This window comes from Halobacillus litoralis (assembly GCF_009856355.1).
Taxonomy (GTDB): Bacteria; Bacillota; Bacilli; order Bacillales; family Halobacillaceae; genus Halobacillus; species Halobacillus litoralis_B.
Genome location: NZ_WMEW01000001.1, coordinates 505,651 through 517,531, shown reverse-complemented (window position 1 = coordinate 517,531; position 11,881 = coordinate 505,651). Strand labels below are relative to the sequence as shown.

General features: G+C 48.3%; 9 protein-coding genes. 6 read left to right on the top strand and 3 right to left on the bottom strand.

Translation table 11 applies throughout. The annotated features are described in order from the left end of the window. Window positions 1-7: 7 nt before the first annotated feature. Window positions 8-2,140, bottom strand: coding sequence for a DNA helicase RecQ (gene recQ, locus GLV97_RS02390; RefSeq protein WP_160888894.1), 2,133 nt, complete (start codon window positions 2,138-2,140; stop codon window positions 8-10). A 110-nt stretch (window positions 2,141-2,250) separates the two neighbouring features. Between recQ and GLV97_RS02385 the strand changes: the two genes are divergently transcribed. From GLV97_RS02385 to GLV97_RS02370, 4 genes are all read left to right on the top strand, one after another. Beyond that, complete coding sequence (locus tag GLV97_RS02385) at window positions 2,251-3,186, top strand: NADP-dependent oxidoreductase (protein WP_160840926.1); 936 nt, start codon at window positions 2,251-2,253, stop codon at window positions 3,184-3,186. Window positions 3,187-3,329: 143 nt separating this feature from the next. Beyond that, window positions 3,330-4,790: a circularly permuted type 2 ATP-grasp protein gene (locus GLV97_RS02380; protein ID WP_160836951.1), complete on the top strand. Its 1,461-nt coding sequence runs from the start codon at window positions 3,330-3,332 to the stop codon at window positions 4,788-4,790. Then, complete coding sequence (locus GLV97_RS02375) at window positions 4,783-5,745, top strand: alpha-E domain-containing protein (protein ID WP_160836949.1); 963 nt, start codon at window positions 4,783-4,785, stop codon at window positions 5,743-5,745. Before GLV97_RS02380 ends, GLV97_RS02375 begins: the two co-directional genes overlap by 8 nt. A gap of 23 nt (window positions 5,746-5,768) precedes the next feature. Continuing rightward, entirely contained in the window at window positions 5,769-6,620 is an 852-nt protein-coding gene (locus GLV97_RS02370; protein WP_160836947.1) for a transglutaminase family protein, read from the top strand. Between the two features lie 44 nt (window positions 6,621-6,664). On the opposite strand, the gene brnQ is transcribed toward GLV97_RS02370, so the two are convergent. Next, the gene (gene brnQ, locus GLV97_RS02365; RefSeq protein ID WP_160888893.1) at window positions 6,665-7,981 is read right to left on the bottom strand and encodes a branched-chain amino acid transport system II carrier protein; all 1,317 of its coding nucleotides are present in this window, start codon (window positions 7,979-7,981) and stop codon (window positions 6,665-6,667) included. A gap of 342 nt (window positions 7,982-8,323) precedes the next feature. On the opposite strand from brnQ, the gene GLV97_RS02360 reads away from it, so the two are divergent. Then, complete coding sequence (locus GLV97_RS02360; RefSeq protein WP_160836943.1) at window positions 8,324-10,177, top strand: cation:proton antiporter; 1,854 nt, start codon at window positions 8,324-8,326, stop codon at window positions 10,175-10,177. 529 nt (window positions 10,178-10,706) lie between these two features. Here the strand turns inward: GLV97_RS02360 and GLV97_RS19740 are convergent. Then, on the bottom strand, window positions 10,707-10,883 hold the full coding sequence (locus GLV97_RS19740) for an SE1832 family protein (protein WP_237416894.1): 177 nt from the start codon (window positions 10,881-10,883) through the stop codon (window positions 10,707-10,709). Between the two features lie 119 nt (window positions 10,884-11,002). Between GLV97_RS19740 and GLV97_RS02355 the strand changes: the two genes are divergently transcribed. Then, window positions 11,003-11,851 (top strand): GNAT family N-acetyltransferase, encoded by an 849-nt coding sequence (locus GLV97_RS02355; protein WP_160888892.1) that lies wholly within the window; start codon window positions 11,003-11,005, stop codon window positions 11,849-11,851. Window positions 11,852-11,881 lie beyond the last annotated feature (30 nt).

Here is an 11,881-nt window from a genome sequence, read left to right as displayed (position 1 = left end):
CCTCCTTTTATCTGTTCAGGTAACGGTGTTTGATTAATACGGCCTTAATCATGGAATACGTAAAGGTCTCGGGCAGTTCTTCCTTCAGCGGTTTCAGCTTCTTTTCGTCCAGCCGGTGATACTGTTGAAGAATCTGCTCTTCCTGATCTTCATCAAACCAGTAATCCCATGTAATATTTTCCCCTTCCTGAACACAGCGGAACAAGTGGTTTTCGATCGTCTGCGGGCTCATCCCGCGCTGATCTGCGATGTCCCGGATGGACAGGCTGCCGTTTTTCCACATCTCAAACGTTATGATGTGGCTGGGCCTGTCATCGAAAGGATCTCTGGGCTCCGGCCGGCGTGATGGCAGGGGGGCTGATTCGGTTTGTTCGGACCACGGGCGGATCATCTCGAGGAATGTTTCCCCGTACTGCTCGTACTTCCGCTCTCCAACCCCTTTCATCTGAAGCATTTCTTCTTTTGTCCGAGGCAGGTGGATGGAGAATTCCTTCAACGTCGCATCAGAAAAAATGACATAAGGCGGGAGTCCTGCTTCATCAGCCAGCTGCTTCCTTAAGCCGCGCAGTTCTTCAAAATACTGGACATTATATTCAGCTGATTGCTGGACAGCTGCCGTTTCCACGAGCATTTCCACTGGCTTTTCCCCTTTGAGGACAGCTGCAGCTTCTGAGGTGAGGTGGAGGGAAGGGTATTTCCCTGAGCCTGCTGTTAAATATCCTTCAGCTGTCAGGAAATGAATGAACTGGGTTAATTCCTTCTCCGTAATTTTCGGCATAATTCCATAAGTGGACAGTTTATGGAACCCGAACTGTTTGACCTTTTGGTCACGGGATCCCTTCAGCACTTTGGCTGTCAAACCAGCTCCGAAACCACCTCCCATGCGTTTCACACAGGAGAGCACCATCTGCGCTTCTTTTGTGCGGTCTTCCACTTCTCCATTGTGCATACAGTTGGAGCATTTCCCGCAGCGTTCATAAGGGACCGGGTCATTGAAATACTCCAGGATATACTTCTGCAGGCACGTATGGGTGTGGCAGTAATTCGTCATAGCCTGCAGTTTGGCATACTCTTCTTTCTTTTTTTCCTCAGAAGGTGACTGATCGATCAGGAACTTCTGAAGATTAATGTCTTTACTCGCAAAGAGAAGGATACAGTCCCCGGGTTCGCCATCCCTGCCTGCACGACCGGCTTCCTGATAATAAGATTCTATATTCATCGGCATGGCGTAATGGATGACATAGCGGACGTTGGATTTATCAATGCCCATTCCGAATGCATTGGTAGCCACCATCACTTTGGTCTCATCCTGTACAAAGTCCATCTGCGCCTGCTTACGCTGGTGCTCGGTCATACCGGCATGATACCTGCCTGCAGCGTAACCCTTTTTCTCAAGGACGTAATGCAGCTGGTCGGCTTCTTTCCGTGTAGCGGTATAAATGATGCCGGACTCATTGGGGATCTGGCTCATGTATTCGGTGATGAACTCGCGCTTGTCCCTTCCTTTGATGATCCGGAATGCCAGGTTTTCCCGTGCGAATCCTGTATTGATCACATCGCCGTCTTCGACATGGATCAGTTGTTTGATGTCGGCCACGACTTCCTGTGTAGCTGTCGCCGTCAACGCCATAAGTACAGGAAGGTTCGGGATCTTGTTGAGTGTCGGGACGATGGAACGGTAGCTTGGACGGAAATCGTGACCCCACTGGGAGATGCAGTGGGCCTCATCGAAAGCGATAAGAGAAAGAGGGATCCGGCTCACAGCGGAAAGGAAGGAAGGGGTTTCGAATCGTTCTGGTGCGACGTAAATGAAGGAATAGCGCCCTTTTTCCATATCTCTCAGTCTTGTCCGCTGTTCCTCTGCTGTGAGAGAACTGTTTATGTACGTAGCTGCCACCCCGTAGGAAAGAAGGGCGTCGACCTGATCCTTCATCAAGGAAATCAACGGTGATATGACGACCGCCGTTCCCTCGAGCGCAAGTCCCGGGATCTGATAACAGAGTGATTTCCCGCCACCAGTCGGCATGACAGCGAGCGTGTTCTGCCCATGCATCACCTGTTCAATCGCTTCCTTCTGTCCAGGTCGGAAGGAAGAATACCCGTAATACTGCATTAATATTTTTTCGGCCTGTTCCATCATGTCAATCATCCTTTAATGTAATCGTTCTTCTCACATCTTATCATGTTTCACGTGAAAATATAGGGGAAAACTAACCTGGATCAATCTTCAAAAAAGGAGTCGGTTTTATCATGAAAGCTGTTGTGATTGAACAGTACGGAGGTCGGGAGCAGCTCGTTGAAAAAGAGGTTCCAAACCCTGTACCTGAGAGCAGACAAGTGGTTGTGGAAGTATATGCCACCTCAATAAACCCTATTGACTGGAAACTGCGGGAAGGATACTTGAAAGATGCGGTTCCTTTTGAGTTTCCCATCATTCTCGGATGGGATGTCGCGGGGGTCGTTACCGAAGTGGGAGAAGATGTGAAAAGCTTTTCACCAGGTGACCGTGTATTCGCAAGACCGGATACAACGAGGTTCGGAACTTATGCCGAATATACTACTGTCGATGAACACCTTTTGGCGGCGCTGCCAAAAGGAGTGACTTTCGAAGAAGCGGCTGCTGTCCCTCTGGCGGGTCTCACTGCGTGGCAGTGCCTGGTCGATTTTTCAAATATTAAAGAAGGAGACCGGGTGCTCGTACACGCTGGTTCCGGTGGAGTGGGACATTATGCTGTCCAGATCGCCAAACATATGGGGGCTTACGTGGCAGCCACTGCGAGCGGAAAAAATCGTGACTGGGTCGAGAAACTGGGAGTGGACCGTTTCATCGATTACAAAGAAGAAGATTTCTCAGAAGTGCTTCAGGATTTTGACATTGTTGTAGACACACTTGGTGGAGAAGTTCAGGAAAAAAGCTTTCAGGTCCTGAAAGAAGGTGGGAAGCTTCCATCTGTCGTCCAGCCTCCTGATGAAACAAAAGCAGGTGAAAAAAATATCAAGGCCGGATTCGTCTGGCTGGAGCCTGATGGTGAACAGCTGTCCAAGCTGGGTAAGATGATGGAGGAAGGAAAACTGAAGTCCGTCATCGGTCATGAGCTCCCGTTCTCACAGGAAGGGCTTCGGGAAGCCCATGAAGTCAGTGAAACCCATCATGCCAAAGGCAAAATCGTCATTAAAATGAAATAACTGTTTCCTATCCCCGAAAAACCTCGAAATTTGTGGAATTTCGGGGTTTTTTGTTAAATGTACTAATTTTCCAACAATTTAGGTCTGGTTTTTGTTAACTTAGGGTAAAGGATAATAATTACATAGGAAACGGAGGAGAGGTTGTGTTAACCAATTATAAAACGGGTGTCTACTTTGATGAAATGATGAGGGGAGATGGACAGCCCAAGCGTCACTACCAGTGGTTTTATCAATTGGTCCATCAATTTAGTGAACGTGAACTGATGAATAAACATGAAACGGCTCAGTTGAATTTTCTTAGACAGGGGATCACCTTTACCGTTTATAGTCACACCGGAGGGACAGAACGGACGATGCCGTTTGATTTTGTACCGATTATCATTCCGCGCGGAGACTGGGAGAAGATTGAGAAAGGCATGAAGCAGCGGATGTCGGCGCTCAACCATTTTCTAGATGATATTTATCATGAACAGCGCATTGTGGAAGCCGGGGTAATTCCGAGAGATCTGATAGAGAACAATCCTTATTATTATGATAAGCAGATCGGCGGGGTGCGGGTTCCGCTGAACAATCACATCTTTCTCGCAGGTGTGGACCTGATCCGTGACGAGAACGGAGAGTACCGGGTACTGGAGGATAACCTCCGTAATCCATCCGGCATGTCCTACGTATTTCAAAATCGTTATGTGATGAGGCAGGTTTATCCGGAATTGTTTAATCAGCATTCCATTGAAACACTGGAGCACCAGATATCCGAACTTCATCAGTCGTTGATCAGCCAGGTGCCGTTGAACGCAGAACCTGGAAAGAAACCGACAGCCGTTCTGCTGACTCCGGGCATCTACAATTCTGCGTATTATGATCATGTCTTCCTTGCGCAGCAGATGGGAATCGAGCTTGTGGAAGGCCGTGACCTGGTAGTGAACGATGATATCGTTTATATGAAAACGACCCGTGGTCTGCAGAGAGTGGACATCATATACCGCCGGATCGATGATGATTTTCTTGATCCCGAGGCTTTCCGGCCGGATTCCATGCTCGGGGTTAGCGGACTGCTGCGAGCGTATAAGAAGGGGAATGTGTCGATTTTGAACGGCATTGGCAACGGAGTGGCTGATGATAAAGCGATGTACGTGTACGTCCCGGATATGATCCGCTTCTATCTGGAGGAGGATCCAATTATTCCGAATGTGGAAACGTATTTCCTCAGTGATCCGGATCGCCTGGATTATGTCCTGGAGAATATCGATCAGCTGGTCATTAAAAATGTCGGTGCTTCCGGTGGATACGACATGCTGATTGGACCTCAATCCGATGAAAGTGAGCAGGAAATCTTCAAGAAGAAAATTCTGGAGAAGCCGAGTCAGTATATAGCTCAGCCGACGATCAAATTGTCCAGAGCTCCTGCATATCAGGAGGGGCGTTTTTATCCCTGCCATGTGGACCTGCGCGTATTCGTCATGAGTGGGGAGCAGATGAACGTTCTTCCAGGCGGCCTCTCCAGAGTGGCCTTGAAGGAAGGATCGCTCGTCGTCAACTCTTCCCAGGGCGGAGGCGGCAAGGATACATGGATTCTTTCAGAAAGTGGTGATCAACATGCTTAGCCGTGTAGCAGATTCTTTGTACTGGATGTCCAGAAACATCGAGCGGGCTGAGAACAATGCCCGGGTGTTAAAGGTGCAGCTGATTCATATGCTGGAAGCCTCCAGCAAGGAAGCTCTCGACAGGGAGTGGGAAGAGATCCTGGAAGTCAGTGCTTCCACGGCGGATTACTACAGCTTCTATGAACGGATGGATCGGGAAACGATCATCCAGTATTTGACGATCAGCCCGCTGAACGTTAATTCCTTAATGAATACGATGAATTACGCCCGGGAAAACGCACGGGCGACAAGAGATATCCTTCCAGAGGAGCTGTGGGAGGTGCTGAATCAGTTCCACCTCGACCAGAAAGAGTGGCAGGAGCTTCCGAATACAAGGGATCATACCCAGCAGTACTTAAACCGGGTGATCCAGACTTCGATGACCTCCCAGGGCGTGATTGAATCCAGCATGAGCCGGGGGACGCCTTATTCGTTTATTAAAATCGGCAAGTGGCTGGAGCGGGCGGAGAAAACAGCGCGTATCCTTAATGTCACCTGTGAAAAGAACCGGAAGGAAACCGGCGGGGGAACTCATCATTATTACCACTGGATGACAGCCCTTCATTTTCTGAACGGTTATGATGCCTACATTAAGGAGTACCCGCCGACAATGGAACCGAAAAACGTGCTGAGTTTCCTTATTAAAGAACGGAACTTCCCGCGTTCCATCCAATACTGTATGGATCATGTTCTTGAGGCTGTGACGAATTTGGAAGGTGGAAAAGTATCACACTACTCGGAAAACCTGTTTCACATGCTGGAAGTGATTCAAAATGAAATCGAAGAATCCTCGATTGAGGAGATGGGCATGGAAGAACTGATGCATTTCCTTGACCACTTCCAGGACCGCTGTCAGACATTGAGCCGTATGTTCTCAGAAACCTACTACTTAATTGAACCTGTTCGGGTGAAATAGAAAACTATCAGGAGGAATACCCAGTGAAGTTTCAAATCGAACATACCAATACCTTTTACTATGATAATTTCGTCGACCAAAGCATGAACCATATCCGGCTGAAACCAAGAACCGACGAATGTCAGCGCCTGCTCGCCTACCGGACGGAAATCACTCCGTCATCGATGACGAAGGAGCATATCGATTTGTGGGGAAACCATGTGGAGACATTTTTCATTCCGGAAAAGCATGAGCACCTCACTCTTAAGACGATTTCAACCGTGAGCATTCAAAAGAGTCCGTTCATCCGTATGATCGAATGCTCAGATGAAATGCAGTCGATTTTTCATTCAGAATTGTTCCGGCATCATTATCTGGCTTATATCAATGAAACTCCCTACACTTTCCTATATAAGGAACAAATTGAGGAATTTAAAGATCTTCTCGGCCCGATGCAGGACCCGGTCCGGTATTCCCTGAGGTTAATGGAATACATCCATGAATCTTTCCGCTATGATACAAGTACGACCCAGGTGAGTACGAAAGCCTATGAATCATGGCCGCTTCGTGCAGGTGTCTGCCAGGATTATGCCCATATTATGATCGGGGTGCTGCGCTCACAAGGAATCCCGGCCCGTTACGTCAGTGGGTATTTGTATGTAGGGGAGGACTCCGCCTTAGTCGGAGATGCGGCTACACATGCCTGGGTGGAAGTCATGATCCCCGGGATCGGCTGGATTGGGCTGGACCCTACCAACAATGTGGAAGCGCTCGAGCAGCATATCCGGATCGGTACAGGAAGGGACTATGCAGATGTCAGCCCCCTTCAAGGCGTTTATCGTGGAGGCGGGCAGAACCTTGATGTAAAAGTCAGTGTCACCCTTATTGATCAGTAATAAAAAATCCCTCTTTTTAATAAAGAGGGATTTTCTAATACCTTTCAATTCTGATAACTTTCTGATGTTTTCGTCTGTCCTTTGAAGGTTTGATACAAGCAGCCGGCAAGCCCGCCGACAACCGCAGGGAAGATCCAGCTCAGGTTCAGCTCATAAAATGGAAGGCGGCTCAGAAGCGGAGTAATGGCGGATACATCAACTCCGAAAGCAGCCAGTCCATCATAAAGCCCGATGAAAGCTGTCAGGATGATCGCTCCTCTATATACATAAGGAGAGTGGTTGAACAGCCTGCTCATAAATGTCAGCCCGACAAGCACGATGGTAATTGGATAGACAAAGACTAAGACGGGGACAGAGTAGGAAATGATCTGGTTCAAGCCAATGTTGGAAATAGACAGACTGACCAGAGTAACAAGAACAATGACGGTTTGGTACGACAGTCCCTGGACACGTTTAGAGAAAAACTGGCCGCAGGCAACGGTCAAACCGACACAGGTGGTCAGACAGGCAAGACCGACAATGACCCCCAGAAGTACCGTGCCTGTATCCCCATACATGATCCGGGCCGCCCCGGATAAGATGGCACTTCCGTTATCATACGTACCTTCTACGGCCATTTTAGCTCCAATCCAGCCGATAGCCACATAAACGGATGTGAGTCCGGCGGCTGTGACAAGCCCGGCTTTTAATGTGGAGAATGTGACCTGCCTGGGCTCTGTAACCCCGCGTTCCCGGAATGAGGATACGACCAGTATTCCGAACGCAAGCGATGCGATGGCATCCATCGTTAAGTACCCTTCCACAAATCCAGTGAAAAACGGCTGGGCCGCATACTTTTCGCCTGCCGGCTGTATGGGACCGTCCAGAGCGAAGAAGCTGCCGATCACAAGGGCGACGATGGCCAGGAATAAGGCAGGTGTTAAGAATTGGCCGATCCGATCCACCAATTTGGAAGGGTTGCGGCTTAACCAATACACGAGCATGAAGAAGACGATCGTAAAGATGAATAACGTCAGGGACTCCCCGTTGACAAAAGGAGCCACGCCTGTTTCAAATGCGACGTTGGCTGCTCTTGGTATAGCGAAGAAAGGCCCGATAACTAAATACACCATGGAAGTGAACAGAATTCCGAACAGAGGGTGCACCCGCCCGGCCAGCTGGACAGCGCCGTTTTGAACAAGAGAGATGGCAGCCACAGTAATGATGGGAATACCGACTCCTGTTATGACGAACCCTAGAATAGCAGGTGTATAGGACGTTCCAGACTCAATTCCTAAAGTCACAGGGTAGATCAAATTGCCGGCGCCGAAGAACAGGGCAAATAAAGTAAAACCGATAAACAGCGTATCTCTGGCTCTCATAAAGCAGCTTCCTCCTCGTGGGTGTCTATATATTCTGCGTAAAAAAAATCGCTCCTATCCAGACGTGAACACAGCTTGTCTGGAAGTGACGATAGGCGTGGGATCCATCAAAAATTTTAAGAAATTTCAATTAGCACCGGAGTAATGTTATCAGGGCGGGAATACCATGTCAACCCTTTTGTCTGAAAATTTAAACGGTTAAGATTACCAGTAAGAAAATGTCATGATATTTTTAGAAAACTGATAAGATAAGTTAGTTTACAGAAGGAAAACCGGATTATAGAATATGTCTATACATCAATCACGGCTGTTGATAAACATAGAAGATAAGGAGACTACTACATGATCGATTCGCTGTTACTGCAATTGACCCTTGTCGGCTTTCTCGGCGTCGGCTCCCAATGGATAGCATGGCGCTTCCGCCTGCCGGCTATCGTAGTCATGTCCATCGCCGGACTGCTGGCAGGGCCTGTATTTAATTTGATGAACCCGGAACAGGATTTTGGGGATCTTTATAAACCAATCATCTCCCTTGCTGTTGCGGTAATCTTGTTTGAAGGTAGTTTGAATCTTGATTTTAAGGAAGTCCGCGGGCTGGGGAGACCGGTGTTCCGGATTGTGACCTTCGGAGCGTTCTTCAGCTGGATTCTCGGTTCCTTTGCTGCCCATTATGTGGCCGGGCTGTCCTGGGCGGTCGCCTTTACGATCGGCGGGCTGTTTATTGTAACCGGGCCGACCGTCATTCTTCCGCTGCTCAGACAGGCGAAGCTGAAACCTCGTCCAGCTAAGATTTTGAAGTGGGAAGGCATTATTGTCGACCCGATTGGAGCGCTTCTTGCGGTTTTCGCCTTTGAAATCATTGTGTTTTTAACCGTCAATGACCCATCCGCTCTGCTGATGTTCTTTCTAGCTTCTGCTTTCGCTGTCTTTCTGGGGTGGCTGTGCGGAAAAGGCGTAGGGTGGATGTTCGAAACCGGTTATGTACCGGAGTTTTTAAAGTCACCCGTTGTATTTGCGGTGGTCATCGCCTGCTTTACAGGAGCGGACGAGGTCATGCATGAGACCGGTCTTCTTTCTGTCACAGCGATGGGGATGACGCTTGCCAATATGCACATTTCATCCATTGCGGATATGAGGCACTTTAAGGAAAATATATCCCTGCTGTTAATTTCAACGATCTTCATTATGCTGACGGCTTCCTTAACGGTAGATACGCTGGTGGAGATCTTTAATATCCGGATTATCGGCTTTGTGCTCCTCATGTTATTTATCGTCCGTCCGTTGTCCATTTTCCTGTCGACGATCGGGACCGATTTATCCAAATCCGAAAAACTTCTCGTCGGCTGGATCGCTCCAAGGGGGATTGTGGCGCTTACGGTCGCCAGCTACTTTGCCAGCATTCTCCTTGAGGGTGGATATGAAGATGCTTCCATTCTCATATCCCTGACCTTTGCCCTTGTCTTTACGACAGTTGTGGCTCACGGTTTTTCCATCGGCTGGCTCGCTAAAAAGCTCGGCTTGTCTATGGAGGGTCCTCCCGGCGTGTTGATTGCAGGAGGAAGTGCGTTTACGACAGGATTGGCAAAAACGCTCGAGGAACTGAAAATACCTGTACTGCTGACCGATTCTTCCTGGCAGCGTCTGTCGCGGGCCCGTTCCAGAGGAATTGCCTCCTATCATGGAGAGATCCTTTCCGAACAGACGGAATACTATCTCGACATGACACCATACGAATATCTTGTAGCGGCTACAGAACTGGATTCCTACAACGCTCTTGTCTGCACCACATTCGTGCCCGAGTTTGGACGTAACAACTCCTTCCAATTGAGCCTGACAAATAAGGAAGGCGACAATCTGGAAGATCTCGTTCATACAATCGGGGGACGGGTACTGTTCGAAGAAGGAGCTTCATGGGAAGAACTGAATGCCCGCGTTGAAAATGGGTATGTGTTTAGAAAAACGACGCTTACCGCCCAGTATTCATTTGAAGATTACCGGGAAAACATGGATGAACACGCGATGCTTCTATTCGCCAAGCGTACGTCCGGTAAGGTTGATTTCTTTACTCCAGGTGTGGAGTTCCGTCCCGAAAATGGGGATGTGATCGTTTCCTTAATGCCTCCGAGCAAGGAATTTGAAAAAATTCAGGAAAAACTTGAAGGTCAGAGGAAAAACCAGGAAGAGAAAAAATCATAAAGCAGCAAAGTCAAAGGAGAAGCCGGTACCGGCTTCTCCTTTGACTTTGGAAAAGGTCGTGTAGAAGGCAGCGTTCCGCTTATCGGTGGATGCTTGCCGCGGGCACGGCCTCAGCTAACTTGGTCAAGGAAACCACTTGACCAAGTGGATCTTTGGCTCGTGCTGTTCCCGCAGGCGTCACCACTGAACGCTTCCCGCCGCCGGCATGGTTCGGTTCGGAATTGTAAGCAGTAAACGACCTTAACAGTTATTAAAATAGTCCAAAAACCGTTCATGCACAGGTAATGGAGACCCTGCCATGACACGAAAACCTTCATGGTTGCTTAAGTGAAGGTTCGTATTTTCGATTATGAAAGAACATTCCTGCGGAAAAACGGACGTCCAAGAACCAGCAATGGAGGTTTTTCTTGGGAGACTTGGACGTTCCTCCGGGAAAGGGAATGGTCAGAATTTCTGAAGACAAGAGGCTGCACTGGGATTCTATACAAAACAAGGAGAAGCCGACATCGGCTTCTCCTTCTCCTTCTTATTATGCTTCTGCAAGCTTCCTATTTAATACCTTCAATTCTTCTTCCATCCGTGCGAGCTGCTGTTCGGCATTCTGGATATTCCCGCCGGCGGCTTCCAATTTATCCAGATCGCCTTGAATTCGTATATAGTCTGATTTCAAAAAGGCAATTTCATCTCGAATTTCCTGTTTGGTCACAGGATCACTCCTTTTCATCTTGTTCTCCATATATTGACAACGTATAATGGGAAAATGATGTTATAGTCAGAATTTTAACAAAAAATAGTTTCGTTTTAAAGCGGAAGGGGAATAAATTGATGATCATTCATAATGACGAAAGTCCCGAATCATTCTTTTCCAAGGTGGAACCCCTCCTCCTGGAAAGAGAAGCTGAAAATAATCTGCCTTTAGGTGTCCTGGAGCGTTACGTGAGTGGCAGGGAAGCAGGCTCCTGCTACACCCTCCGCATCACGGAAGGGGGGAAGGCCGTCTACACGGCCTTGCGAACTCCCCCTCATCTATGGATTCTTCCGACTGTAACCGCAGATGCTGCTTCTTATATTAAAGCAGCTGCCCGCCATTTGTATAACCATGAATATGAAGTACCGGGTGTCATTGGGGATCAAAGTTCGACCGCTGTATTTGTCGAGGAGTGGAAACAGTTGACTTCTGCCATCCCCCAGGTCCATGTGCAGCAGGGCGTCCATCGTCTGGATAAATTGAATGACATTCCTCAAAGCAGCGGGGAACTGCAGGCTGCCGACAAATCCCATCAATCCATGGTAGCAGAATGGATGACCCAGTACGGTAAAGAAACAGAGGAATCCCTCGTTGTTGAAAGAGCTCCTGAACTGGCGGAAAGCCTCATCCATGATCAGCGCTTATTTTTATGGCTGGTGGACGGAATCCCGGTCTCAATGGCCGGCCGGGCCAGAACAACGAAAAACGGGGCGACGATCAACGCTGTTTTTACCCCGGATTCTTTTAAGAAGAAGGGCTATGCTACCCAGGCCGTCTGGCACTTAACGAAGGATCTGCTCCAACAGGGGTACAGCTTCTGTTCACTCTACACAGATCTTGCCAACCCCACCTCAAACTCCATATACAAAAAAATCGGTTACAACAAAATCAGTGACTCCATCGTTTATCATTTTCATAAAAATTAGAAAAATAAATGTTAGATATTGTAAATGTAA

What these genes read in the sequence shown, in the direction of transcription:
- recQ (WP_160888894.1), bottom strand. Translation starts at nt 2,140, where the DNA reads ATGATGGAACAGGCCGAAAAAATATTAATGCAGTATTACGGGTATTCT.
- GLV97_RS02355 (WP_160888892.1), top strand. Translation starts at nt 11,003, where the DNA reads ATGATCATTCATAATGACGAAAGTCCCGAATCATTCTTTTCCAAGGTG.
- GLV97_RS02385 (WP_160840926.1), top strand. Translation starts at nt 2,251, where the DNA reads ATGAAAGCTGTTGTGATTGAACAGTACGGAGGTCGGGAGCAGCTCGTT.
- GLV97_RS02375 (WP_160836949.1), top strand. Translation starts at nt 4,783, where the DNA reads ATGCTTAGCCGTGTAGCAGATTCTTTGTACTGGATGTCCAGAAACATC.
- brnQ (WP_160888893.1), bottom strand. Translation starts at nt 7,981, where the DNA reads ATGAGAGCCAGAGATACGCTGTTTATCGGTTTTACTTTATTTGCCCTG.
- GLV97_RS02360 (WP_160836943.1), top strand. Translation starts at nt 8,324, where the DNA reads ATGATCGATTCGCTGTTACTGCAATTGACCCTTGTCGGCTTTCTCGGC.